Raw genomic sequence first — 25,282 nt, 5'->3', positions numbered from 1 at the left:
ATGCCTAGAAAATAACCGAAACACCTGCAATTCTGACAAGAGAAGGAGTGATCCACGATGAATGACCCTCACGGACTGGACGCGCTCGACGCCCGCATCCTGCTCGCCCAGGACGAGGAGCCGGGTGCTTCCGTGCTGCGGCTCGCTCAGCTGGTGGGGGTTTCCCGCAATACGGTGCACGCCCGGGTGCAGCGGATGAACCGCCAGGGGCTCCTGCTCGGCTTCACCCAGCGGGTGCCGCCGTCCGCCCTCGGCTACGGTCTGGTCGCCTTCGTCTCCCTCGCGATCGCTCAGGCGGACAGCGCGACGGCGGTGCGGAGCGTCCAGGAGATCCCCGAGGTGGTGGAGATCCACAAGACGACCGGCGACGCGGACTTCCTGGTCAAGGTGGTGGCGCGGGACACCTCGGATCTGAACCGGGTCACGCAGGCGATGGTCGCGGTGCCGGGAGTCGTCCGGTCGAGCACGGCGGTGTCGCTCGAGGCGACCATGCCGTTCCGCACCCGCGCGCTGCTGGAACGCCGGGCGGCCGAGGGCTGAGGACCCGCGGCTGAACGATCCAGCGCTGACGCGCGTCAGGGGATGCCGAAGGCCCGGAGCGGTTGTCCGCTCCGGGCCTTCGTGCTGCCCGGCGGTTCGCCTGAGGGATCAGGCGCCGGACGGCGTTCGTCGTGCTCAGGCCGTGACGGCGAGGGCGTCGATCTCGACCAGCATGACCTCGTGGGGCAGGTCCACGAACACGGTGGTGCGGCTGGGAAGCTGGCCGCTCGGGACGTTCTCCTGGATGAACTCGCCGTAGACCTCGTTCATGGCGGAGAAGTCGTCGCGGGTGGTCAGGTACACGCGGAACATCACGACGTCCTCCACGGAGGAGCCGCCGGCCTCGAGGATGGCCTTGACGTTCTCCAGGGTGCGACGGGTCTGGACGCGGACATCGCCGTCGCCGATGTACTGGTTGGTCTCGGGATCCATCGGGCCCTGGCCGGAGACCTGGAACAGGCCGCCCTTCTTCACCCCCTGGGAGAAGGTGTGGGCCGGTGCCGGTGCGTTCTCCGTGAAGACGATTTCCTTGGAGCTCATGGTGATTCCTTTCGATGCTGATCTGATGTGATGCTGAGGGAAGTGCTGATGGAAGAAAGAGCTGGTGGAGGCCGGTCAGACCGGCCGTGGAGTGGTCACCGCTTCGTGTAGCCGAGCTCGGCCGACACGGCGTCGGTGCATTCCCGGAGTGCGGGCAGCAGGCCCAGGAGGCCTTCGCGGTCGAGCATGACGGTGGGAACCGAGCAGGAGACGGCCGCGACCACCCGGCCGCTCGCATCCCGGATGGGCGCTGCGACACAGTGCACGAACTCCTCGAACTCTTCGCCGTCGAGCGCCCAGCCCTGGCCCGCCACCTGCTCCAGCTCGCGCAGGAAAGCGTCCGGGCCCGTGATGGTGTTGTCCGTGTACCGGCGGTACTCGAGGCTGTCGGCCAGGGTCTTCCGCTGCTCGAGGGGCAGGTCCGCGAAGATCACCTTGGACACCGCGGCGGCGTGCAGCGCGGCGGTCAGGCCGATCCGGGAGTACATGCGCACCGGATGCCGGGACTCGAGCTTGTCGATGTAGACGATGTCCTGCCCCTCGGGAGCGGCGAGGTGGATGGTGTGCCCGGTGGCCTCGTTGAGCTTCGCCAAGTAGGGGTGGGCGGAACTGCGGATGTCCCGCTGCTCCAGGGCCAGGCTGGAGAGTTCGAAAAGCTTCGAGCCGAGGCGGTAGCGCTGCTGGGCGTCCCGGACCACGAACCTCCGGTCCTCCAGGCTGTGCAGCAGTCGCATCACGGTGGTCTTGTGAACGTCGGCCGTGGACGCGAGTTCGTCGAGGGTGGCGGGGCCGGCGGCCAGCGCGGACAGCAGATCCAGCGCGCGCACCAGACTCTGGCTCATGACTGTCCCACCAGGAACCGGCCGTGAGCCACGGTGATGGCGTCCCACTCGCCCTCGGGGCAGCGCAGGATGCGGTCGAGATCCTCGTCGTCCGGAAGCGGCCCCCGGTCGCCGTGGACCGTGAGGGTGCAGGCGGCGGCGACATGTCCGCGGCGCAGGCTCAGTGGCTGTTCCAGTCCGGACACCACGCCGCTCAGGTAGCCGGCGGCGAAGGAGTCGCCGGCACCCACCGGCTCCACCACCTCGACGTGGAGCGCCGGGACTTCCCAGCGTTCGCCGTCGTGCCCCAGGGCGATCGCGCTGATCGCCTCGTTCTTGAGGACCAGCACCGCCGGGTCGGGGAGGAGGGCCCTGAGTTCCCGTTCGTCCTGGGTGCCGAAGGCGAGCAGAGCCTCGTCCTTGCCCATGAGGACGATGTCCGCCAGATTGGCCAGGCGGCGGAGGACCGACGGGTCGCGGCCCTCCCACAGGGCGGGGCGCCAGTTGACGTCGAAGCTGATCAGCTGCCGGTCGCGGGGCCGGGAGAGCAAGGCCAGCAGCAGGTCGCGGCACGAGTCTCCGAGAGCGGCGGTGATGCCGCTCAGGTGGATGAGGTCGGCGCCGTCGAGCAGGGCCGCGACGGCGGGATCCTCCAGCAGGCTCGGGTCCATCGCCGACGCCGCTGAGCCGCTGCGGTAGTACAGCATCGCCGAGCCGGTGCCGGCGTCGCCGGGAACCTTGACGTAGAGGCCCGTGCGGCGTTCGGGGTCGAGCTGGACGCCGTCGGTCCGCACGCGGTGCCGCTCGAGTTCGCGCAGGATGCGCCGTCCGAAGCCGTCGTCGCCGACCCGGCTGATCCAGGCCGTATCCAGCCCCATCGCCGCGAGGCCCAGCGCGACATTCGACTCCGCACCGCCCACCCCGAGATGCAGCGTGTCCGCGGTCTCCAGATTCCCGTTGCCGCCCGGGGTCAGCATCGCCATGGTCTCTCCCAGGCAGATGGCTCGTGGCATCTCGGCTCCTTTGCGACGGTCTGCTCACACGATTCCGGCCGCATCCGTTGACGCGGCCCCGGCTCAATGCTAAACATGAAGGCAGACATTTTGCAATACCGATTGCAAAATACGCAACGCAAGACTCTTCGGCTTCCTCACACCGTGAGGGCCAGGGGGCGACCACGATGACGAGGTGCACAGTGAGCGAGACCACGTACGACCCGGACCGGGTCCGGAGCCTGGGGGAGGAGATCCTCGATTTCCGGCACAAGGCCGTGCCTGCGGCCCTGCACGGTCTCCGCCTCGCCGACTTCGGAGGCCGCGGACTCGACCGCCTCCAGACCCCGCTGCTCACCCTCGACCGCGATGCCCTCGACTTCAATGCCCGGCTGCTCGCCGCGTGGTGCGAGGAACGCGGCATTCTGCTCGCCCCGCATGGGAAGACCACCATGTCGCCCGAGCTGTGGGCACGGCAGATGGACCTGGGCGCCTGGGGCATCACGCTCGCCAACGCCGCGCAGCTCCGGGTGGCCCGCCACTTCGGGTTCACCCGCCTCATGCTCGCCAACAGCCTCACCGACCCGCAGGCGATCCGCTGGGCCGCGGAGCAGGCCGCCGACGGCGCCCGGATCGTCTCGTGGGTGGACTCGCCGGACACTGTCGCCCAGCTGGACCGCGAGCTGGCCGGGGAGGGCCTCGCCGGGAACGGAACCCTGGACGTCATCGTCGAACGCGGTGGCCACGGCGGCCGGACCGGAGCCCGCAGCCACGAGGAGGCCCTGGCCATCGCCCGCGCGGTGCACGCGTCGCCACGCCTCCGACTGGTCGGCGTGGGAGGCTACGAAGGCGCGCTCGCCCATACGGCGGACGACGCCGGCCTGGCCGCCGTGCGCGGCTACCTCGCCGACGTCGTCGCGCTGCACGAAGCGCTGCTGGCCGAAGGGCACTACGACGCGGACGAGCTGTTGGTCACCGCGGGAGGCAGCGCCTACTTCGACGACGTCGTGGACGTGCTCGGGCCGGTCCGCACGAGCGGTGAAAACGGCACGCCGCGGGTGGACGTGGTGATCCGCAGCGGCGCCTACATCGTCCACGACGACGGTTTCTACCGTGGCATCTCACCGTTCTCCCGCCAGGATCCGGACGGACCGGAGTCGTTCCGGTCCGCCATGCATGCCTGGGTGCGCGTGGTGTCCCAGCCTGAGCCGGGCCTCGCCATCCTCGAAGGCGGCAAGCGTGATCTGCCCTTCGATGAGGGTCTTCCCGTCCCGCAGTTCCTGAGCCCCGGCCTCGGTGAGCCGGGTGTGCCCCTGGTCGGCGCCGAGATCACGGCCGTCAACGACCAGCACGCCTTCCTGCGGTTCCCCGAAACGGCGGATCTCAAGCCCGGAGACGTGATCCGCCTGGGCCTCTCCCACCCGTGCACGGCCCTGGACAAGTGGACCGTGATCCCCGTGCTCGATTCCACCCGGGACGCCGCCGCGCCCGCCGTGGTCGGCGCCGTGCGGACCTTCTTCTAGGAGCGATGATGTCTGCACAGAACACCGATTCCCAGATCCTCTTCGCGAACGTCACCCTCGTGGACGGCACCGGCGAGCCTCGGCGGGCCGCGGACGTCCTGATCCAGGGCGAGGTGATCGCCCGCATCGGCGGTCCCGGTGAGCTTCGTGGCCACGTGGAGCCCGGCTGCGAGATCATCGAGGGCGACGGGCTGGTCCTGAGCCCCGGGTTCATCGACATGCACGCCCATTCGGATCTGCAGCTCCTGGTCACGCCGGACCACTACGCCAAGCTCAGCCAGGGTGTCACCACGGAGCTCCTGGGCCAGGACGGCCTGTCTTATGCCCCGGTGGATGATCCCACGCTCGCCGGGGTCCGTCAGAAGATCGCCGGATGGAACGACAATCCCGAGGACTTCGACTGGGACTGGCGGTCCGTGCGGGAGTACCTGGACCGGCTGGACCGGCCGGACGCCGACGGCGGCCGCATCGCCACGAATGCCGCCTACCTCGTGCCCCAGGGCACCGTCCGGGCGCTCGTCATGGGCTTCGACGAGGGCGAGGCGACCCCGGACGATGTCGCGCGCATGCGTGAGGTGGTCCGGACCGCGATGGAGGAGGGCGCCGTCGGGATGTCCTCCGGGCTGACCTACACGCCGGGCATGTACGCGACCACCGAGGAACTCGGCGCGCTGTGCCGCACAGTGGGTGAGCTGGGCGGTTTCTACGCTCCACATCACCGCTCGTACGGGAAGGGAGCGCTCGACGCGTACGCCGAGATGATCGGCCTCAGCCGCGACACCGGCTGCGCCCTGCACCTCTCCCACGCCACCATGAACTTCGCGGAGAACAAGGGCCGGGCGGGCGAACTCCTCGCCGTGATCGATGCGGCGCTCGACGACGGCGTGGACATCACCCTGGACACGTACCCGTACCTCCCCGGCGCCACGACGCTGTCCGCGATCCTGCCGAGCTGGGCCTCCGCGGGCGGCACGGACGCGACGCTGGACCGGCTGCGTGATCCGGAGACCCGCGCGAGGATCCGCGAGAACGTGGAGATCTACGGATCCGACGGCTGCCACGGTGTCGTCGCCGAATGGGACACCCTGGAGATCAGCGGCGTGCAGAATCAGGCGCTGGCCGGCTTCGTGGGCCGCACCATCGAACAGATCGCGCAGGAGGAGGGCCGGGAGCCGTTCGACGTCTTCGCCGGGATCCTGCTCGAGGACCGCTGTGGCACGGGCATCCTCCAGCACGTCGGCCACGAGGAGAACGTCCGCGCCATCATGGTGCACCGTACCCACACGGGCGGCAGCGACGGGCTCCTGGTGGGCGGCAAGCCCCACCCGCGCGCCTGGGGCACGTTCCCCCGCTACCTCGGCCACTACTGCCGGGAGCTCGGACTGCTCAGCTTGGAGGAGACCGTGCACCACCTGAGCGGCCGGCCTGCGGCGCGGCTCCGGCTGGACCGCCGGGGCCTGATCCGCGAGGGCTACGCGGCGGACCTGGTGCTCTTCGATCCGGAGACCGTCCGGGACACCGCCACCTTCGAGCAGCCGCGTCAGGCTGCCGAAGGCATCCACTACGTCTTCGTCAACGGCACGGCGGCCATCGCCGGCGGCCGGCCCACCGGAGCCCGCGCGGGCCGCGCGCTCCGCCGAACCCCGGAAGGAACAGCAGCACAGCGATGAACAACTCGGAGCTCGAACGGATTCTCGCGGAGGACCGCACCCTGGCCGTGGTCCGTGCCAAGGCCATCCCGGACGCCGCGCGCCTCGCGGAAGCCCTGGCCAAGGGCGGCATCCGCACCTTGGAACTGACCTTCACCACCCCGGACGTCACCCGGCACCTCCGCCGTGCCGCCGAGACCGCGGGCGACCACGGCGCCGTCGTCGGCGTGGGCACCGTGATGACCGCAGCGCAGGCGCGCGAGGCCATCGACGCCGGCGCTCAGTTCCTCGTCACGCCGGGCCTGCGTCCGGACGTGGCCGCCGTCGCGCGGGAGGCCGGGGTGCCCATCAGCCTGGGCGCCATGACACCCACCGAAGTGGCCACGGCCCTGGACCTCGGCTCGGAGATCGTGAAGATCTTCCCGGCCCGCCAGCTCGGCCCCCAGTACCTGAAGGACCTGCAGGGACCGTTCCCCGGGATCAAGCTTCTGCCGTCCGGCGGCGTGGACGCCGGGAACGCCCGCGGGTACCTCGACGCCGGCGCGCTGGCCGTCTGCTGCGGAACCTCCGTGGTGCCGCCCGCCGCCGTCGATGCCGGGGACTGGGACGACATCGCCGCTCGCGCCAAGGCATTCGTCCAGGCCCTCTGAGATACCGGGCTCTGAAACTCCGTCCCCCTGACATCACCCTGACCCCCCAATAGATCATCCGCGCCCCGGACCCCGGCGGCGATCAGCTCAAAGGAGAGAACATGGATGGATTCCTGTCGTGGCTGCGCCACGACACAGCAGGATTGCTCCTGCTGGCAGGCGTGGGCATCGCCCTCCTGCTTTTCCTCATCATCAAGGTGAAGGTCGAACCCTTCATCGCCCTCGTCGGCACCGGCGTGCTCGTGGCCCTCGTGGGCGGTGTGACGGTCGAGCAATTGGTGGGGTCACCCATCAAGAGCAGCGACGCCCTCATTGAAAAGGGCTTCGCCGGGATCCTCGGTCACATCACCCTGATCATCGGCCTGGGCACGGTCCTGGGCGCCATCCTGGAACGCTCCGGCGGTGCGGAAGTGCTGCTCGGCCGGCTCGTGAAGGTGTTCGGCGAGAAGGGCACCCCGCTCGCCATGGGCATCACGGGCTTCGTGCTCGGCATCCCCGTGTTCTTCGACATCGGCATCTTCGTCCTGGCGCCGCTCGTTTACGTGGCCGCGGTCCGCGGCGGCAAGTCGCTCGCGCTCTACGCGCTGCCGCTCCTGGCCGGTCTCTCCGTGACCCATGCGTTCCTGCCGCCCCACCCGGGTCCGGTGGCCGCGGCCGGCCTCTTCCACGTGGAACTCGGCTGGATCATCATCATGGGCCTCGCCTGCGGCATCCCCGCCTGGTTCGTCTCCGGCATGCTCTGGGGCACCTGGATCGGCAAGCGGGTCATGGTGAACGTCCCCGAGGACCGGATCGTGCCCGAAGCCGAGGAGGCCAAGGGGCGCGAGCCGCACATCGGCGTCGTCGCTCTGACCATCGGCCTGCCCATGATCCTCATCCTGGGCGCGACCTTCGGCAACGTGTTCCTCCCGGCAGGAGGCTTCCGGGACGTGCTGATCTTCTTCGGCAACCCGGCCATCGCGCTCACGGTCGCCGTGCTGCTGGCGATGTGGCTCCTGGGCATCCGCAACGGCATGACGTCCAAGGACCTGTCCGAGCTCAGCTCCTCCTCGCTGCGCCCGGTGGGCATGATCCTGCTGGTCGTCGGCTCCGGCGCGTTCTTCGGCGCCGTGCTCGCCGCCACCGGCGTGGGCAAGGCCGTCGCCACCTCGCTGTCCGAGGCGGGTCTGCCGCTCATCGTGTCCGCGTATGTGATCGCCTGTGGCATGCGCATCGCCCAGGGCTCCGCGACCGTGGCGATCGTGACCACGGGCGGCATCCTCGCCCCGGCGCTGACCTCCGGCCAGTACTCGCAGCCGCAGCTGGCCCTGCTGGTCATGGCCATCTCGTCCGGCTCCATCATCGCCAGCCACGTCAACGACGGCGGGTTCTGGATCATCTCCAAGTACTTCAACATGTCCGTCAAGGACACGCTGAAGACCTGGACCGTGCTGGAGACCGTGCTCTCGGTGGTCGGCTTCGGCATGGCGAGCCTCCTGTGGGTGTTCGTGTCCTGACGGAGCTCTCTTCAGGGCACAACTCCTTCAGGGCACAGCGCCTCCCCGGCGGACTCGTCCCGGGACTTCCCGACGACGACGACGGCGAAGGGCCGGTCACCTCTCGGTGACCGGCCCTTCGTGGTGTGCGGCCCAGCCGCGGTCAGACCGCAGGGATCGCCTCGTACCAGCCGCTCTGGAGGTTCTGAACGCCGGGCTCACGCCGCTCCAGACCGGGCTGCGCCGCCCACCGCACGCCGTTGGCCAGCACCTTGCGGACCTCGGGGTGGTGGTAGACCGGGTACTCCTGATCACCCGGGCTGAAGTAGAAGATCCGGCCCTTGCCGCGGGTGAAGGTGACGCCGGAGCGGAACACCTCGCCCCCGGCGAAGGAGCTGATGAAGATCAGGTCGTCCGGATCCGGGATGTCGAACAGTTCGCCGTACATCTCCTGCTCCGGGATGATGATCGGATTCGCCACGCCCTCGGAGATCGGGTGGGACGGCTTCACATTCCACACCAGTTCCCGCTCCCCGTCGTTGCGCCACGCGAGGGAGCAGCTGGTGCCCAGGAGCTTGATGAAGATCTTCGAGAAGTGCCCCGAGTGCAGCACGAGCAGACCCATGCCGCCCAGGACATGCCGCTGCACGCGCTCCACCACGGCGTCGTCCACCTCGGCGTGCGCCATATGGCCCCACCACAGGAGCACATCGGTGGCCGCGAGGACCTCCTCGGTCAGGCCGTGGTCCGGCGCGGATGCCAGCGTGGCCGTGGACACTTCGGCGCCGGGCAGGAGGTCCCGGAGGCCGTCGGCGATCGCGCCGTGCATGCCGTCGGGGTAGATCTCGCCGATGTGGGCGGGTTCGTTGAGGGATTCGTGGACGCCTTCGTTCCACACCAGGATGCGCAGGGGACGGGACATCAGAGCTGAACCTCCCGGTTCTCGCGGGCGGAACGGTAGGCGGCGTCGATGATGCGGGCACGGCCCAGGGCGACGGAGCCGTCGTGCCGGGCCCATTCTTCGGGGCCGGAGCGGACCGCGGAGACGAAGTCCTCCACCACCTGCTGGTGCATCCCGTTGGGGCCGATCGCCGGGGCGTAGTCGGCGCTCGCTTCACCGGTGTCCTTGTAGACGGTCAGGTGCCCGGCTTCCGGCATCGGTTCGCCGGCCACCCGGAGCTCGGCGCCGCCGTCGGTGCCGTACACGAGGAAGTTGATCTCGTCGTCGGGGTTGCGGTAGCTGGCCCAGCCGGCCTCGATGAGGAGCGCGCCGCCACCCTCCAGCCGGAGGAAGGCGGAGGAGAAGTCCTCCACTTCGAAACGGTGCTCGGTGGACGTGGCCCGGTAGCTCCCGTTCCCGCCCAGGCCGCGTGGGCCGAGTTCGGAGTGCGTCGTGGCGCTGACCGAGACGACCGTGGGTTCGCCGAGCAGGTGCAGCGAGTAGTCGAGGACGTGCACGCCGATGTCCACGAGGGGTCCTCCGCCGGCCAGCGCCGGGTTGGTGAACCAGCTGCCCAGGGTGGGGATGCCCTTGCGGCGGAGCCATGCCGCCTTGGCGTAGTACGGCCGGCCGATCTCGCCGGAGTCGATGACCGTCTTCAGGGCGCCGATGTCGCCGCGGCGGCGGTGGTTGAATGCCACGTCCAGCACCCGACCGGCGCGACGCGCGGCATCGACCATGGCCTGGCCCTCGACGGCATCCTTGGCCAGCGGCTTCTCGCTGAGCACGTGAAGACCGCGTTCCAGGGCCGCCACGGCGATGGGCGCGTGCAGGAAGGTGGGCACGGCGACGCTGATGGCGTCGAGACCGCCGGCGTCGAGCATGTCCTCCCAGCGGGCGTACGTCGCGGGGACGTCATACTCCGCCTGGAGCTTCGCCAGGGGTTCGGCCTCCATGGCGGCCAGCGCCACCACGCGGACGCCGGGGATCCGGGAGTACGCCTCCAGGTGCTGCTGGCCGGCCCAGCCGATGCCGACGACGCCGACCCTCAGCTGCTGATCAGCGTCCGGCCGGGTGGATTCCTGAGTCACAGGGGTTCCTTTCGGAGTGGTGGTGTGGGGTGGTTCCCGAGACTTTCGAGAGGACTTTTGCACAAAAGAAGTCATAAGTAACGCGCAAGAAGCCAAGAGCAGATTTTCACGCGCCGCCCGGCGCGTCAAGGGTTTTGCGTCAGCGCTTGCACGTCAGCGCTTGCACATCAGCGCTTGCGCATCCCGGCGGCGCTCAGGCGCCGGTGATCGCCGCCTCGACGGACTCGGGGGAGAGGAGGTGCTCGATCACGAGGCGGCTCGCGCCCAGAATGCCGGCATCGGCTCCCGCGCGGGACGGTTCGATCCTCAGATGACGTGTGGCGAGCGGCTGGGACCGCCGGTAGACGGCCTCCCGCGCGCCGGCCATGAGGGGATCCCCGGCCTGCGCGAGCGTGCCGCCGACCACGATCACGGACGGGTTCAGCACGTTGACGCAGAACGCGAGGACTTCACCGAGGTCCCGCCCGGCCTGCCGCAGGGCGTGGATGGCGGCCACTTCGCCGCGGGCCGCGAGGGCGACCACGTCGGAGCCGCGGTCGGCGTCCAGGCCCTGGAGGCGCAGTTTCGCGGCCAACGCGGGCCCGGAGGCCACTGCCTCGAGGCACCCGGTGTTGCCGCAGCGGCAGGGGACGTCCTCGCCGTCGGGCACCCGGACGTGGCCGATGTCGCCGCTCGTGCCGTCCGCGCCGCGCTGGAGCCGGCCTCCGGCGATGATGCCCGAACCGACGCCCGTGGCCAGCTTCACGAAGAGGAATTCACGGTGTTCGCTCCAGTGCGTGTGCTGTTCGCCGAGGGCCATGATGTTGACGTCGTTGTCCACCAGGACCGGCACCTGCCACTCCTGCGCCAGGCGTGCGGGCACGTCGAAGCCGTCCCAGCCGGGCATGATCGGCGGGTTCACGGGACGTCCGGTCTCGTGCTCCACGGGACCGGGCAGGCCGACGCCGATCCCGGCGAGTTCCTGTTCGTCCCGGCCTAGGCCTGCCAGAAGCTCCCGCCCGGTGGCGGCCAGCCAGGCGAGGGTGGATTCCGGGCCGTCAGCGATGTCCCGCGGCTCCGAATGGCGCGCCAGGATGGTCCCGCCCAGGTCTGCGACGGCGACCGTCGCGTGGACGCCGCCTATGTCCCCGGCCAGGACGATCCGGCGGGAGGCGCGGAAGGCGAAGCGCGACGGCGGCCTGCCGCCCGAGGAGGCGGCCTCGCCGGCGGCCTCGATCAGGCCCGCGCCGAGGAGTGCCTCGAGGCGTGCGACCACGGTGGTCCGGGCGAGTCCCGTGAGGTCCATGATCTCCGCGCGCGTGCGCGCCTTGCCGTCCCGGAGCAGCTGGAAGAGCTGGCCGGGACCGCTCGGGGCGGTGGGATCCGCGGCGCCGGGTGCGGCGGGAGAACTACTCATCATGCATAAGACATAGCACAGGACAGCATCAGCGCCGGCACTTTACCGCGAATGGGTAGCTACTTTTGCTTGACTTCCGTCATAAGTGGCCCTTAGCGTGGGGCGTAGCCTGGGCCGAGGATGACCCATGTCACAGCCTGTCCACCAGCAGTCAGAAGGGGTGCCCCACTCATGTCCTACTCCGTGCAGCTCTACAGCGTCCGCGACGCGCTCAGCCATGATCTTCCGGGGACGCTCCGGCGCCTCGCCGAGCTGGGGTTCACCCAGGTGGAGCCGTACGGCTTCGCCGAGCTGGCCGCGCAGCTCGGCCCGGCCCTGCGGGAGAACGGGCTGGCGGCGCCCACCGGGCACGCCTCACTGCTGTCCGCGGACCAGGACGAGATCTTCACGGCGGCCCGTGAGCTCGGCATCGGCACCGTCATCGACCCCTTCGTCGAACCGGCGCAGTGGCAGGACGCCGGGAGCGTGCGGGACATCGCGGAGCGACTGAACGCCGCCGCGAAGAAGGGCGCCGAATACGGCATCCGCGTGGGTTATCACAACCACTACTGGGAGATCGGGTCCACCCTGGAGGGCGTCACGGCTCTCGAGTTCTTCGCGGGACTCCTCGATCCCGAGGTCGTGCTGGAGGTGGACGCTTACTGGGTGGCCGCCGGCGGCCAGGATCCCGCCGCCTTCCTCCGCCGCCTCGGCGACCGCGTGGTCGCCGTGCACCTCAAGGACGGTCCCATCACCGTGCTGCCCGGCGACGGCTTCGACCCCGAGCGGATGGCGGAGATCACCGCCTCCCAGCTCCCGGCCGGTCAGGGTGACGTGAACATCTGGGACGTCATCGACGCGGTCCCGGGGCTCGAAGTGGGCGTCGTGGAATTCGACGATTACACGGGCGACATCTTCGAGGGTCTCGCCGCCTCTCTGGCCTACCTCGATGCCGGCCGACCGGACAGCGGCGCCCCCTCCGAGGCGGGCGCGTGAGCCGCGGCCCGGTCGGCGTCGCGCTCATCGGCGCCGGGAACATCAGCAAGCAGTACCTGGACAATCTCACGGTCTTCCCGGACGTCCGGGTCGTCGCCATCACGGACCTGTATCCGGAGGCGGCCAGGGCCCGTGCCGAGGAGTACGGGATCGCGGAGCACGGCACGCCCGAACTGGCGCTGGGGCACCCGCACGTCGAGATCATCGTCAACCTCACCATCCCGGCCGTGCACGCCGACGTCGCGCTGCAGGCGATCCGCGCAGGGAAGCACGTGTGGAGCGAGAAGCCGCTCGCCCTGGACCGGGAGAGCGGCCGGGAGGTGCTGGAGGCGGCGGCCGCCGCGGGGGTACGGGTCGGCTGTGCGCCGGACACCTTCCTCGGCGCCGGACTTCAGACGGCGCGCCGTGTGATCGAACGCGGCGACATCGGCACGCCTCTCACCGCGCAGACCGTCATGCAGTACCCCGGGCCGGACCGCTGGCACCCGAACCCGGCGTTCCTCTTCCAGCGGGGCGCCGGACCATTGTTCGACATGGGTCCGTACTACGTGACAGCCCTCGTCCAGACCTTCGGCAGCGCCCGCAGGGTCGCCGCGATGGGTTCGGCGTCGCTGACGCGGCGCACAGTGGCGACCGGGCCTCTGGCCGGCGAGACCTTCGACGTCGAGGTCCCCACCCACGTCAGCGCCCAGATCCAGTTCGAGGGCGGTGCGTCCTCGCACAGCGTCTTCAGCTTCCAGTCGCCTCACGTCCGGACCGGCTACGTCGAAGTCACGGGCACCGAGGCCACGCTGCTGATCCCCGACCCCAACAACTTCGACGGCGAGCTGCAGCTGATCCGCCCCGGCGAGGACGACTGGACCGTCATTCCCGCGAGCGGGGCGGCGCAGGGGCGCGGCATGGGCGTGCTGGACCTCGCCCGCTCGATCCGCGCCGGGGTGCCGCACCGGGCCACGGGCGAGCTGGCCTTCCACGTGCTGGACACCATGATCGCCATCTCCGACTCCGTGGAACGCGGGGAATTCCTCACGGTGGAGAGCTCCGCGGAGCCCTCCGTGCCACTGCCCGAGGACTGGGATCCGCTCGCGGCCACCCTGGAGGGGACCGCATGAGCGGGGAGACCCGGCCTCTGGGCGTCGCGGCCATCGGCTACGCCTTCATGGGGAAGGCGCATTCGCAGGCGTGGCGGAACGTGGCCTCGTTCTTCGACGTGCCCGCGTTCGAGCGCAAGGTCCTGGTGGGCCGGGACGGCGCCCAGGTGGCGGAGGCCGCCGCGAGGTTCGGCTGGCAGGAGTCGGCCACCGACTGGCGTGAGGTGATCGCGCGGCCGGACATCGACGTCGTGGACATCTGCACGCCCGGCTGGACCCACGCGGAGATCGCCATCGCCGCGCTGGAGGCCGGCAAGCACGTCCTGGTCGAGAAGCCGCTCTCCAACACCCTCGAGGAGTCGCGGGCCATGGTCGAGGCGGCGGCTCGGGCCGCCGGCCGCGGCGTGAAGTCGATGATCGGCTTCAACTACCGTCGCGTGCCGGCACTCGCCTACGCCCGGCACCTGATCGGCGACGGCCGTCTGGGGGAGATCCGCCAGGTGCGGGCCTCCTACCTTCAGGACTGGCTCGCCGACGAGCAGGCGCCCATGTCCTGGCGGCTCCGCCGCGAAACGGCCGGCAGTGGCGCCCTCGGCGACATCGCCAGCCACGCGATCGACCAGGTCCAGTTCCTCACCGGCCACGCCGTGACCGGTGTCTCGGCCCGCCTGGAGACGTTCGTGCCGCGGCGTCCCGCCCCGGACGGCCTGGAGGACGTCACGGTGGACGACGCTGCCTGGCTGACCCTGGCGCTCGACGGCGGCGCGGTCGCCTCGGTGGAAGCGTCGCGCATGGCGTTCGGCCGGAAGAACGCGCTGCGGATCGAGGTCTACGGCAGCGCGGGCGCCCTGGCGTTCGATCTGGAACGCCCGAACGAACTGCAGTTCCTGGACGGCGCCGACCCTGTCGAGGAACAGGGCTTCCGGACGATCCTCGTCACGGAGCCGGAACACCCCTACGTCTCGGCGTGGTGGCCCCAGGGTCACGTGATCGGCTGGGAGCACACCTTCACGCACCAGGTGCGCGATTTCCTCGTCGCGATCCGGGACGGCGGCACCCCGTCCCCGTCGTTCGCGGACGGGCTCCAGGTGCAGGCCGTGCTGGACGCCGCTGCCCGGTCCGCCGAGGCGCGTGGCGCCGTCGTCGATCTTCTTCCCGCATCCCCAGCCACACAGGAGGCCTGAGCCATGGCACGACCTTTCACCCTCTTCACCGGCCAGTGGGCCGATCTGACCCTGGACGAGGTGGCCGGGCTGGCCGCCGGCTGGGGCTACGACGGACTGGAGATCGCCGTCTCCGGTGAGCATCTCGACGCGGCCCGCTGGGACGATGACGAGTACATCGCCGAGCGGCTCGGGATCCTCGAGAAGCACGGCCTGAAGCTGTGGGCCATCTCGAACCACCTCAAGGGCCAGGCCGTGTGCGATGACCCGATCGACTTCCGGCATCAGGCGATCGTCGGCAGTGCGGTGTGGGGCGACGGCGACCCGGAAGGCGTGCGGCAGCGCGCGGCCGAGGAGCTGAAGAACACCGCACGGCTCGCGAAGAAGCTCGGCGTGAAGACCGTGGTCGGGTTCACGGGGTCCAAGATCTGGCAGTACGTGGCGATGTTCCCGCCGGTCCCGGCCGAGGTCATCGACGCCGGCTACCAGGACTTCGCGGACCGTTGGAACCCCATCCTCGACGTGTTCGACGAGTGCGGGGTGCGCTTCGCCCATGAGGTCCACCCGAGCGAGATCGCCTACGACTACTGGTCCACGCAGCGGGCGCTGGAGGCGATCGGGCACCGCGAGGCGTTCGGGCTGAACTGGGACCCGTCCCACATGATGTGGCAGGGCATCGACCCGGTCTCCTTCATCACGGATTTCGCGGACCGGATCTACCACGTGGACTGCAAGGACACCCGGATGCGGATGGGCAACGGACGCGCGGGCATCCTCTCCTCGCACCTGGCCTGGGGCGATCCGCACCGCGGCTGGGACTTCGTCTCGGCCGGACGCGGGGACGTTCCGTGGGAGGACTCGTTCCGCGCGCTCACGGCCATCGGCTACGACGGTCCCATCTCGGTCGAGTGGGAGGACGCCGGGATGGACCGGCTGCAGGGTGCGCCCGAGGCGCTGGCGGCCCTCAAGCGTTTCGACTTCGAGCCCAGCTCCCAGTCCTTCGACGCCGCCTTCAGCAACCAGAACTGACGGCGCGCACCTCCCGTCCGTCGCGAAAGAACAGCTGATGCCCGGACACGGCGCGTATCCGGGCATCAGTTGTTCCCTCGCATGATCACGTGGCCGGTGATCAGGTGGGCGCGTAATCAGGCGGCTGGGGAGGGGAGCGGCTCGGGTTCCGCCGCGTCATCCAGACCGGCCTTGTCCATGTCCTCGGCCAGGGCCGCGTACACCTGGGGCCGCTTGCGCTTCAGATACGGCCCGAGGATCAGCCCGCCGACGACGGCCACCACCAGCAGGAGCGGCAGGAGCCGCACGGCCAGGGCGTCCGAGCCGGCCACGATGTCGAAGTTGATGATCGCCAGCACCACGATCGTCCCCAGACCCAGCATGGCGACGAGCGGCGCCACGAAGGTGCGGCCGATCCTGGGGTCCCGCTGCCGCCGGAAGTGGATGATGATCGCGAGGGCTGCGAGCACCTGGAGCACCATGATGCAGAGCGTGCCGAATCCGATCATGCTCGGCACCAGTGAGGTGATCGGGTCGAGGCCGGCCAGGGCGAACGCCCCCGCCACGACGACGGCGAACACCGCCTGCACGACACAGGCCACCACCGGGGACCCTCCCGCGTTGGTGCGGGACAGGGCGTAGGGGAACACCCGGGCGCGGCCCAGGGCGTAGAGATAGCGGGCCGCCGAATTGTGGAAGGCCAGCATCGCCGCGAACAAGCTCACGAGCAGCAGGACCATCATGACCTTCACGAGCGGATCCCCGAGGTACTGCCCGGCCAGGCTGAAGAGCAGGTCGCCGGATTCGAGGTGTTCCTGAGAGGCGCTCTGAGCCTGCGCGACGCCCGTGGCGCTCACCACGGCCCAGCTGGTCAGGGCGAAGACCACGCCGATGATGCTCACCGCGATGTACGTGGCACGGGGGACCGTGCGGGAGGGGTTCTTGGCCTCCTCCCCGAAGAGACTGGTCGCCTCGAACCCGAGGAACGCCGTCGCTGCGAGCAGGAGCCCGATGGGCAGTGATCCGGAGAAGATCGCGTCCGGGGAGAAGGCCTCCACGCTGAAGCCGGTGCGGACCAGGACGGAGATGTCGAACACCACGAGCACCAGGGTCTCCAGCACCAGGGCGATGCCGAGCACCGCGGAGCTGATGTCGATGCCGCGCCGGGCCAGGAGGAAGGACGCCACGATGGACAGCAGACCCCACACATACCAGTGCACGTCGAGGCCGGTCAGCTGGGCGATGATCGTCTGCATGAAGAAGCCGCTGGTCCCGATGGTGCCGACCACGAAGAAGTTGTAGCCCAGCGTGGCGATGAGTCCCGCCACAAGGCCGCCGGTCCGGCCGAGGCCCTTGAGCACGAAGGCGTAGAAGCCTCCGGCGTTGACCAGCACGCGGGACATCTGGGCGTAGCCGACGGCGAAGATCAGGAAGAGGGCGGCGATCACGAGGAACGCGAAGGGTGTGCCTCCGCCGTTGCCGAGGGCGATCGCGAGGGAGGCCACCACCACCGTGCCGGTGAGCGGGGCGACGGCGGCGAGCACCAGGAACACGACACCGGCAGTGCCGAGCGTGCCGCGTTTGAGTCCGGAGGCCGATCCGGCTGGCGCCGGGTTTGTCGAGGCTGAGGGTTTTTCCACGCTGTGTCTCCTTGACGATGAAGCGGATGCGAGGGGATGGGGAAGGGCGACCGGTCAGAGACCGGCGTCGGCGAAAGCGATCGTGGGCACGTCCACCACGTGCGCGCCGCCGTCGGCCACGATCACGGCGCCGGTCATGTACGAGGAGGCGGAGGACCCGAGGAACAGTGCGATCGAGGCGATCTCCTCGGGTTCCGCGGGACGGCCGAGGGGGACGTTGCGGGTCACGGTCCGGTAGGCGTCCTCCCGGGAGGCGATGCCCGCCTGGGCCGCGAATTCGTCCATCTCAGTGTCCGCCATGGGGGTCCGCACCCAGCCGGGACAGATCGCGTTGACGCGGACGCCCTGGGGGCCGTAGTCGCGGGCGAGGCTGCGGGTCAGGCCGATCAAGGCGTGCTTTCCCGTGGTGTAGCCGACCACCGAGGGCCCGGCGAAGAGCCCGGCGAGGGAGGACATCACCACGATCCGGCCCGAGCTGCGGATCAGTTCCGGAAGGCAGGCCCGGGCCGTGACGAAGGCGGTGTTCAGATTGGCGCGCAGGGCGGCGTCCCAGGCGGCGTCGTCGGTGTCGAGGGCGGAGGAGAAACCGTGGCCTCCTGCGTTCGCCACCAGGACGTCCAGCCGTCCGTGCCGACGGATGATCTCGGCGACGGCGTCCTGGGCCGAGGCCGCGTCGGAGGCGTCCAGGACGAGCGCCGTGCCGTTGATGTCCTCCGCAATCGTCTGCAAGGGCTCCGCGCGGCGGCCCGCCACGATCACGGTCGCACCCGCCGTAGCGAAGGCTCGGGCGATCGCGGCGCCGATGCCGGTGCCGCCGCCCGTGATCAGGACGACCTGTGACGGGGTCTCGGGTGCTGTGTTCGTCGCGGGAGCGGTGGTCATGATGTCCTCCAAAGCAAGGTGTCCTCCAGATTCAGGTGGGGAAGGCCGTGTCAGGCCGGGAAGGCGCTGCGGGCGCTGTAGGCGAAGTCGCTGAGCACAGTGGTCCCGTTGACCGGACCCGACCGCGGAGACAGGAGGAACAGCACCTGCTGTGCCACCTGCTCGGGGCTCTGCACCGGGAAGGCGGCGTCCGCGAAGCCGGCGGGTTTCTCCAGATCGGTCCGGCTCATCGGGGTGTCCACCACGGAAGGGCAGAGGGAGTTGACCCGGATGCCGTGCCCGGCCCACTCGACCGCCGCCGCGCGCCCCAGCTGCACCAGCCCGGCCTTGGACGCGCAGTAGGGTGCCATGCCGGGCGCCGCGACGACGGCCGAGTCACTCGCCAGGAGCACGACGGCGGGCTGCCGCCCCTCGCGCAGCAGCGGCAGGGCGTGCTTGAGCACCAGGAACGGGGCCAGGAGGTTGACGTCGAGCACCATCCGCCACTCCCGCAGGTCCGTGTCCCCCAGGGGTGTGCCGACCGGCCCGGAGACCCCGGCGCACGAGACCAGGAGATCCAGTGAGCCGAAGCGTGCGGCCAGAGAAGCGAACGCCGCCTGGACCGCGGTCTCGTCGCAGAGATCCAGGCACAGCGGCACGAAGCCGGCCGCGGGTGCGGGAGCGCCGTCGTCGGGCGCCGGCAGCGGCGACGCCGCGAACTCCTGGGCGGCACGGTCCAGACCGGCCTGGTCGCGGTCCAGACCTGCCACCGAGCAGCCTTCGTCCAGGAGCGCGGCACACACCGCGCGGCCGATGCCGCTCGCAGCGCCGGTCACCACCGCGATCCGGCCGCTCAGCCCGGCGTTCACGGATGCGCCTCGGGGGAGAGGGCCGCGGAGGGCGAAGTCGTCGAGTTCATGGATCTCATCCTGAACTCTGCGGGCGAGGAGAGCGCCAGGGCCTGCGCTGAGCGGCTATTGCCATGCCCGCCCGGGCAAGTGGCCGCACGGCTCTTCGCGCCTGGGCAAGTGCAGGGCGCGGACACCCATGGGAATGCGCGGACGGCGGGAGCAGACTGAAGGCAGGCCCGGCAGCCCGCCGGGCATGGACACGCTGTAATCAGCACGGCAGTTTCAAGGAGCATCATGACGGAACACGGCACGATTCCGGGCCCCTCGCTCTCCGACACCTCGACCTGGCTTCCCCTGGACGGTCTCGCCCCGGGGTTCGACGCCAACAAGGCCCCGCATGACACCGGCCTGGCCGGCCAGGTGGTCGTGGTGACCGATGAGCGCGGCACGAGCGTCACCCATGAGTTCACCGACAGCGAGGTGTCCTGGGACTACCAGCCCGGCCCGGGGGACTCCCTGGAGGCTCATCAGGGCACGGACGCCTACGAGGCCTTCCTGGTGGACGACGGGCTCTACTTCGTCCAGTTCCATCACCGCTTCCGTCCGGATCAGGCCGTCTCCCTGGTGCTGGACCTCCGCGACGGGCGCGCTCTGAGCGTGCTCAGCACGATCCTTGACGAGGACCGTCCGGCCGGCGCCACGCGCGTGCGGCACGACTTCGGCCCCGCGGTGATCGCGGGCGCCGAGGTGCGCGGCGCGGCGCCCGCCCCGACGTCGTCCCTGATCGGCCGCCGTGTCGTGTGGGACTACAGCCCCGAGCACGCTTACGAGCACATCTACCTCTCCGAGCAGTGGTACACCTGGCAGTGCCTCGCCGGACCGGAGAAGGGTCTGGCCGACACCGACGAGAACTCGGTGTGGCAGGTGCGGCCGGGCATCTACGTCTTCGCATGGCGCGAGAACGTCATCCCCTGCGCCTCGGTGACGATCGCCGACCACCGGGACGCCTCGGCCATCCGCTCGCACGGTGTGCTCTTCGGCCTCGACGAGACCGGTGAGGTCCCGACCCACTTCACCTTCGGCGCTCACGGCCGCCTGGTGTCCATGACGGTGCACCCGGAGAATCTCAACTTCGTCTGAGCCGGATCCGTCCGGTTCCGTCCGACGGTGTCCGACCCGGCTTGACCCCGCGGCGTGAGCCGCACGCGAAAGCCCCCGGAAGGAATCCTTCCGGGGGCTTTCGCATGGCCGGCATGCTCCGGCGCCGGGTGTCAGCTCCTGATGACCTGGCTCGCGGCGACGGCCTTGAGACCCTCGACGCCGAACTCCAGGCCGTAGCCGGACTGCTTCACGCCGCCGAACGGCACCATCGGGTGCAGGCCGCCGTGGCTGTTGACCCAGACGGTCCCGGCCTGGAGCCGTGAGGCCAGCTCCAGGGCGCGGTCCCGGTCGGAGGACCACACGGACGCGCCGAGGCCCACGGACGCGGCGTTCGCCATGGCGATGGCGTCCTCCACGTCGTCGAAGCGGATCACGGGCAGCGCCGGACCGAACTGCTCCTCCTGGACCAGGTCGGCGTCGTCGGCGATGTCGGTGACGATCGTGATGGGGAAGAACGTTCCGCCTAGAGGAGTTCCGCCGGTGGCGAGCGTCGCCCCGGAGGCTTTCGCGGAGTCCACCAGCCGTTCAACGATCCGGAACTGCGCCTCGTTCTGCACCGGCCCGAGCAGATTGCCCTCTTCCAGCCCCGGGCCCATGGGTGTACGGGCGGCGACGGCGGCCAGCTCGCGGACCACGGCGTCGTGGACCGAGGAGTGGACGTAGAGCCGCTTGAGAGCCGCGCAGGTCTGGCCGGTGTTGATGAAGGCGCCCCAGAAGAGGTCCTCCGCGATGGCGGCTGGATCGACGTCGTCCAGGACGATCCCGGCGTCGTTCCCGCCCAGCTCCAGGGTCAGGCGCTTGATGGTGTCCGCCGAGCTGCGGATGATCGAGCTGCCGGTCTTGGTGGAACCCGTGAACATGACCTTGCTGATGGCGGGGTGTTCCGCGAGCGCGGCGCTGACCTCGCGGTCGCCGCTGATCACTTCCAGGACGCCGCCGGGAAGCACGGAGTTCACCACGTGCACGAGCGCCAGGACGCTCAGCGGCGTGTACTCGGACGGCTTGACGATCACCGCGTTGCCCATCCGCAGCGCCGGGGCGAACTGCCAGACCGCGATCATGAGCGGCCAGTTCCACGGACCGATCGCCGCGACGAGCCCGAGCGCACGATAGTGCAGCTCCGCCCGGCCGCTCTCATCGTCCACCAGCACCTGCGGTTCGAGCAACGTGTCCGCCGCCGCGCGCAGCCAGGCGGAGCAGGCGCCCACCTCGAAGCGGGCGTTCGGGCCGTCCAGCGGCTTGCCCTGTTCGCGGGACAGGAGGCGGGCCAGGGCCTCGGCGTGGGCTTCGACCGCGTCGGCGGCCGCGTGGAGCAGTCGGCTCCGTTCCTCGTGGCCGAGCGCGTCCCAGGCCGGCTGCGCCGCCGTCGCCCGGGTGATCGCCGCCTCAAGGTCCTCCACGCCCTCCACCGGCGCACGGCCGATGACCTCTCCGGTGGCGACGTCGCGGATCTCCCGCCCGCCGTCACCGGCCTGGACGGCGTTCAGCAGTTCCTCGTACTGTTCCATGGTTCCTCCTCCTGATGGACGGTGCTTCCCTCACGTTAGGACCGGGCGCCCTGTCGGTCATCGGCTCCCAGCGTGCGCGCCTTGTCCGGCAGCGCATGATCACCGGACGGGGCACGACGACGGCGGCCGGCCCGCCGTCGTCGCGCGCCACGGTCAGTGGCAGGTGCAGGCCTGCGCGCCGCCGCAGCACCCGGCGCCGGCGCTCGTGGCGCCGTCCGCGAGATCGAGGGCAGGGTTCCGGTCCAGGAAACCGTGCGGCTTGAGGCTGAAACCCGAGTAGTCCACGGGCATGATCGGCCAGTCCTCGGTGCGCGGGACGTGCGTGGGACCGAAGACGTGCCAGAGGACCAGACGTTCGTCCTCCAGGGGCCGGTCGGCCGCCGTCCAGGCCGGGAGCCCCGCGCCGCCCGGGTTCGCGTTCGGGAAGTCACCCGCCGGGAACCGCTCCTCGCTGCGGAGCGGTGTCGCCCACAGGTGTTCCGTGGCGAAGGTCGCCCGCTGGAACACGGTCGCCTCCGGCTGGGCCATGAGGACCGGCCCCGTGTGCGGGTGGAGCCGGTACGCGGTGGGACGGCCCACGGCGTTCGTGGCGGAGCCGCTCCGGACCTCCCAGACGCGTCCCACTGCAGGGTCCGCCTTCCTGCGGGCGGTCGACTCCGTGGGCAGGAGCCGTTCCTCCCAGGTGAAGGCGTTGCCGTACGGGTTGGACGGACCGGTGGGGACGCCGCGCACCTCGACCTCGTAGAGCGAGTTCTCCGGCGTGTCCACCGCGGTCTCCAGACGGGCGCAGAACAGGTGCTGATGCACCGGGGCGAAGACACCCGGGGCCACCTCGGGGGCGTGCGGATTCTCGGCGCCGGGATGGCCCGCCCCCGCGAACACGATCCCGGTGGCCTTCGCCTCCAGCTGGATCGTCCCGTCCAGGTACAGGTACCAGAAGAAGCCGTAGTCGTAGTTGCCGATGGTGGAGAAGTAGGAGATGACCAGACGGCGGGAGCGGCGGACCTCCGTGTTGCCCTCCGTGTCCGTGTGCTTCCAGAGGATCCCGTAGTCCTCCTCGTGCATGCACACGGCGTGCGGGATCTTCACGGGGTGCCCGTGATCGTCCGCCACGAACTGATCGAAGTAGTGGATCACGCCGAGACAGTCGCAGCCGAGGGTGAGCGCGTTGGCGTTCTTTCCCAGGAGGTACTCGCCGGCGTCGAAGTAGCTGATCCAGTACCGCCCGATCGCCGTGTCGCCGTACGGCACCACCATCTCGGGGACACTGGCCCGGCGCAGGACGCTGCGCTCCCGCGTACCGTCCCGGAAGGTCAGGGCGTTGAGCACCAGACCCTCCCGGGCATTGAACCCCACCCGGAACGACCAGTTCTCCCACGTCACCTTCGAGCCGTCCACCTGGAAGCTCGGGCCCTCCGGCTGGGTGATCTCGATCGGCTTGAGGCTCTCGCGGGCCGGGCCCCAGGCGGAGAGCGAGTAGTCGCCCGAGCCCTCGGGCACGGGCACGTCCCCCTCGTCCTCCACGCGGATCACGCGCTCGCGGGTGAGGTCGATGTGGACCACCAGCCCCTCGACGGGGTGGGCCCAGGGGCTGTCGCCCTCGTGGTCGCGGAGGAAGGTGAGGGACCGGATGACCCGCGTGCCGCTCTCATCTTCACGGCCGAAGTGGCCCGGGGCCAGGGGCGCGCAGAACGCGAGTTCCCGGCGGTCTCCAAGCCCGCGGCGTTCCATGGCGGCCTGCCAGGACGGGTCGTCTTTGACGATCCGTTCCACGCGGTCGTACTCCTCGAAGAGGTACTGCGGCTGGCCTTCGGTGTCCGTGTCGATCGTGCGGACCGACTCCACGATGCCCACCTCGTCCGACCCCGGCTCGCTGAGCAGGACGACGGCCCGGGTGGCCTCGCCCGTGGCGACATCCAGGAGCACCACCTCGACGCGTCGTTCCAGGGCCGCGCCCGCCTGCCAGCGATCCAGCCAGGCGGCCTCGGGCGCCAGCGGCAGGAGCTGTGGCACGCGGACCGTGGCTCCCAGCAGCCCGGCGTCGTCCAGCACGGCCCGGACCCGGGCGATCTCCTCCGCCGTGAGCGGGTCCAACGGATGCGCCACCTCGCGTGGCTCCGTGGTCCGTTCCCCGTGGGTGTGAAGAGTGGTGTCCGTGTGCCCGTGTGCCATCAAGTGGTCCTTCCGCGATGCCGGGCGCCGGTCCGGCCGGCGCCCACTGTCCCTCCCACGCTAGGTGGTGCGGGGGGACGGGGGAGTGAAGGCTTCAGGCATGGTCAAGGCCTGTGCTCTCTCGGCCAACACTGTGCTCTCCCGGCCTATTTCGCAGCGCACGACGGCGGCGGCGCACCCGCCGCCGTCCGGCGTCAGGCGGCGAAGCGCATCCGGAAGTCGCGCGGGCTCTCCCCGAACGTCGACTTGAAGGTGCGGCTGAAGTGGGCCGGGTCCGGGAACCCCCACGAGGCCGCGATGGAGGCGACCGAGCGGTTTACGAGGAACGGATCGGAGAGTTCGCGCTGGCACCGGGCGAGGCGCTGCTGACGGATCCAGGCGGACACCGTCACGCCCTGGGAGTGGAAGAGCCCGTGCAGATGCCGAGTGGAGATGTAATGGGCCGCCGCGATGGAACCCGGGGTCAGGTCCGGTGAGGCGAGGTTGCGCTCGATGTACGCGTGGATGTCGGCCAGCAGCTTCTCCCGCGGGTCGACGACGGGGCGCTGGGCGCCGAGCGACCCGGCGAACGCGGTGGCGAGGACGTCCAGACAGGAGTTGGCGATCCGTACGCCGAAGGGGCCCGAGAGCTGGTCGAGACTCGTGGACACTTTGGCCAGGAGCGCGGCGGCGAGGCTGCCGAGCTGCCCCGGAGCGGCGAGGTTGACGGCGGAGATCTGGTGGATCTGGGATTCGGGGAGCTCGAAGGTGGACTTCGGGAACATGGCCACGAGCACCCGGGTCTGCTCCTCGGAGATCACGGAATACGGCCGGGAGGTGTCGTAGACCGCCAGGTCGCCGGGCTGGAGGAACACTTCGCGCGAGTCCTGGATCAGCAGGCTCGACCCCGCCAGGACGAGGCTGACCTTGTAGTAGTCATCGCCGCCCTGCCGGATCAGCTCCGGGGTCCGTTCCACCTGATGTCCGCCAGCCGTGAGCTCGGTCAGGTGGAAGTCCAGGGCCGAGGCGGAGCGGATGCTGCTGAAGAACACCCCGTGCTCCGGGCCGGACACCTTCAAGGGGACGAAGGAGGACGAGACACTCTCCCGGAAGGCTTCGAAGTCGTGGCTGCGCTGAAAACTGACAGGCTGTCCGGCGGCGCCGTGTGCGGGAGCGTGCATCATGATTCCCATCCGTTGATCAGAGGCGTCCATCGTGTGATGGAGATCTCAGTTCGGTTGCCCAGGATTGTATAT

General features: G+C 70.0%; 22 protein-coding genes. 10 read left to right on the top strand and 12 right to left on the bottom strand.

Going from position 1 to position 25,282, the window contains the following annotated elements; all coding sequences use genetic code 11:
* The first annotated feature begins 57 nt into the window (after positions 1-57).
* Entirely contained in the window at positions 58-540 is a 483-nt protein-coding gene (locus P9849_RS08930) for an Lrp/AsnC family transcriptional regulator (RefSeq protein WP_278266487.1), read from the top strand.
* Between the two features lie 135 nt (positions 541-675).
* On the opposite strand, the gene P9849_RS08925 is transcribed toward P9849_RS08930, so the two are convergent.
* The 3 genes from P9849_RS08925 to P9849_RS08915 form a co-directional block, all read right to left on the bottom strand.
* Positions 676-1,080 (bottom strand): Rid family detoxifying hydrolase, encoded by a 405-nt coding sequence (locus P9849_RS08925; RefSeq protein ID WP_066212148.1) that lies wholly within the window; start codon positions 1,078-1,080, stop codon positions 676-678.
* Positions 1,081-1,175: 95 nt separating this feature from the next.
* On the bottom strand, positions 1,176-1,922 hold the full coding sequence (locus P9849_RS08920) for an IclR family transcriptional regulator (protein ID WP_278266486.1): 747 nt from the start codon (positions 1,920-1,922) through the stop codon (positions 1,176-1,178).
* Positions 1,919-2,914 carry a sugar kinase gene (locus P9849_RS08915; protein ID WP_278266485.1) on the bottom strand — a complete coding sequence of 332 codons (996 nt, stop codon included), beginning with the start codon at positions 2,912-2,914 and terminating at the stop codon, positions 1,919-1,921. The genes P9849_RS08920 and P9849_RS08915 overlap by 4 nt, the downstream gene beginning before the upstream one ends.
* A gap of 182 nt (positions 2,915-3,096) precedes the next feature.
* Between P9849_RS08915 and P9849_RS08910 the strand changes: the two genes are divergently transcribed.
* From P9849_RS08910 to P9849_RS08895, 4 genes are all read left to right on the top strand, one after another.
* Positions 3,097-4,416, top strand: a complete 1,320-nt coding sequence (locus P9849_RS08910) for an alanine racemase (RefSeq protein ID WP_278266484.1) — start codon at positions 3,097-3,099, stop codon at positions 4,414-4,416.
* Positions 4,417-4,421: 5 nt separating this feature from the next.
* Positions 4,422-6,086: a D-aminoacylase gene (locus tag P9849_RS08905; protein ID WP_278266483.1), complete on the top strand. Its 1,665-nt coding sequence runs from the start codon at positions 4,422-4,424 to the stop codon at positions 6,084-6,086.
* Positions 6,083-6,715: a bifunctional 4-hydroxy-2-oxoglutarate aldolase/2-dehydro-3-deoxy-phosphogluconate aldolase gene (locus tag P9849_RS08900; protein WP_278266482.1), complete on the top strand. Its 633-nt coding sequence runs from the start codon at positions 6,083-6,085 to the stop codon at positions 6,713-6,715. Before P9849_RS08905 ends, P9849_RS08900 begins: the two co-directional genes overlap by 4 nt.
* A gap of 101 nt (positions 6,716-6,816) precedes the next feature.
* Positions 6,817-8,211: a gluconate:H+ symporter gene (locus P9849_RS08895; RefSeq protein WP_107002636.1), complete on the top strand. Its 1,395-nt coding sequence runs from the start codon at positions 6,817-6,819 to the stop codon at positions 8,209-8,211.
* 142 nt (positions 8,212-8,353) lie between these two features.
* On the opposite strand, the gene P9849_RS08890 is transcribed toward P9849_RS08895, so the two are convergent.
* The 3 genes from P9849_RS08890 to P9849_RS08880 form a co-directional block, all read right to left on the bottom strand.
* Complete coding sequence (locus P9849_RS08890; RefSeq protein WP_278266481.1) at positions 8,354-9,112, bottom strand: ThuA domain-containing protein; 759 nt, start codon at positions 9,110-9,112, stop codon at positions 8,354-8,356.
* On the bottom strand, positions 9,112-10,221 hold the full coding sequence (locus P9849_RS08885) for a Gfo/Idh/MocA family oxidoreductase (protein ID WP_278266480.1): 1,110 nt from the start codon (positions 10,219-10,221) through the stop codon (positions 9,112-9,114). Before P9849_RS08885 ends, P9849_RS08890 begins: the two co-directional genes overlap by 1 nt.
* Before the next feature lie 193 nt (positions 10,222-10,414).
* Positions 10,415-11,620: an ROK family protein gene (locus tag P9849_RS08880; protein WP_278266479.1), complete on the bottom strand. Its 1,206-nt coding sequence runs from the start codon at positions 11,618-11,620 to the stop codon at positions 10,415-10,417.
* A 168-nt stretch (positions 11,621-11,788) separates the two neighbouring features.
* Here P9849_RS08880 and P9849_RS08875 point away from each other — a divergent pair, with 168 nt between their 5' ends.
* From P9849_RS08875 to P9849_RS08860, 4 genes are read left to right on the top strand one after another with little or no spacing between them, the layout of a single operon-like run.
* Complete coding sequence (locus tag P9849_RS08875; protein ID WP_278266478.1) at positions 11,789-12,592, top strand: sugar phosphate isomerase/epimerase; 804 nt, start codon at positions 11,789-11,791, stop codon at positions 12,590-12,592.
* Positions 12,589-13,704, top strand: coding sequence for a Gfo/Idh/MocA family oxidoreductase (locus P9849_RS08870; protein ID WP_278266477.1), 1,116 nt, complete (start codon positions 12,589-12,591; stop codon positions 13,702-13,704). The genes P9849_RS08875 and P9849_RS08870 overlap by 4 nt, the downstream gene beginning before the upstream one ends.
* Entirely contained in the window at positions 13,701-14,867 is a 1,167-nt protein-coding gene (locus P9849_RS08865) for a Gfo/Idh/MocA family oxidoreductase (RefSeq protein WP_278266476.1), read from the top strand. The genes P9849_RS08870 and P9849_RS08865 overlap by 4 nt, the downstream gene beginning before the upstream one ends.
* Positions 14,868-14,870: 3 nt before the next feature.
* Positions 14,871-15,875 carry a sugar phosphate isomerase/epimerase family protein gene (locus P9849_RS08860; RefSeq protein WP_278266475.1) on the top strand — a complete coding sequence of 335 codons (1,005 nt, stop codon included), beginning with the start codon at positions 14,871-14,873 and terminating at the stop codon, positions 15,873-15,875.
* Between the two features lie 116 nt (positions 15,876-15,991).
* Here P9849_RS08860 and P9849_RS08855 read toward each other — a convergent pair whose 3' ends face one another.
* Genes P9849_RS08855 through P9849_RS08845 form a run of 3 tightly spaced genes read right to left on the bottom strand, consistent with a single transcriptional unit; the run spans position 15,992 to position 19,224 of the window.
* Positions 15,992-17,494 carry an APC family permease gene (locus tag P9849_RS08855; RefSeq protein ID WP_278266474.1) on the bottom strand — a complete coding sequence of 501 codons (1,503 nt, stop codon included), beginning with the start codon at positions 17,492-17,494 and terminating at the stop codon, positions 15,992-15,994.
* 54 nt (positions 17,495-17,548) lie between these two features.
* Positions 17,549-18,376, bottom strand: coding sequence for an SDR family oxidoreductase (locus P9849_RS08850; protein WP_278266473.1), 828 nt, complete (start codon positions 18,374-18,376; stop codon positions 17,549-17,551).
* A gap of 50 nt (positions 18,377-18,426) precedes the next feature.
* Entirely contained in the window at positions 18,427-19,224 is a 798-nt protein-coding gene (locus P9849_RS08845) for an SDR family NAD(P)-dependent oxidoreductase (RefSeq protein WP_278266472.1), read from the bottom strand.
* A 276-nt stretch (positions 19,225-19,500) separates the two neighbouring features.
* Between P9849_RS08845 and P9849_RS08840 the strand changes: the two genes are divergently transcribed.
* Positions 19,501-20,346 carry a molybdenum cofactor biosynthesis F family protein gene (locus P9849_RS08840; RefSeq protein WP_278266471.1) on the top strand — a complete coding sequence of 282 codons (846 nt, stop codon included), beginning with the start codon at positions 19,501-19,503 and terminating at the stop codon, positions 20,344-20,346.
* Positions 20,347-20,477: 131 nt separating this feature from the next.
* On the opposite strand, the gene P9849_RS08835 is transcribed toward P9849_RS08840, so the two are convergent.
* The 3 genes from P9849_RS08835 to P9849_RS08825 form a co-directional block, all read right to left on the bottom strand.
* The gene (locus P9849_RS08835; protein WP_278266470.1) at positions 20,478-21,875 is read right to left on the bottom strand and encodes an aldehyde dehydrogenase family protein; all 1,398 of its coding nucleotides are present in this window, start codon (positions 21,873-21,875) and stop codon (positions 20,478-20,480) included.
* A 153-nt stretch (positions 21,876-22,028) separates the two neighbouring features.
* On the bottom strand, positions 22,029-24,047 hold the full coding sequence (locus P9849_RS08830; RefSeq protein WP_278266469.1) for a primary-amine oxidase: 2,019 nt from the start codon (positions 24,045-24,047) through the stop codon (positions 22,029-22,031).
* A 194-nt stretch (positions 24,048-24,241) separates the two neighbouring features.
* On the bottom strand, positions 24,242-25,210 hold the full coding sequence (locus P9849_RS08825) for a helix-turn-helix domain-containing protein (RefSeq protein WP_278266468.1): 969 nt from the start codon (positions 25,208-25,210) through the stop codon (positions 24,242-24,244).
* Between the last annotated feature and the right edge of the window lie 72 nt (positions 25,211-25,282).

This window comes from Arthrobacter sp. Y-9, from assembly GCF_029690065.1.
Lineage (GTDB): Bacteria > Actinomycetota > Actinomycetes > Actinomycetales > Micrococcaceae > Arthrobacter_E.
This window is presented reverse-complemented; position numbering and strand designations above follow the sequence as displayed.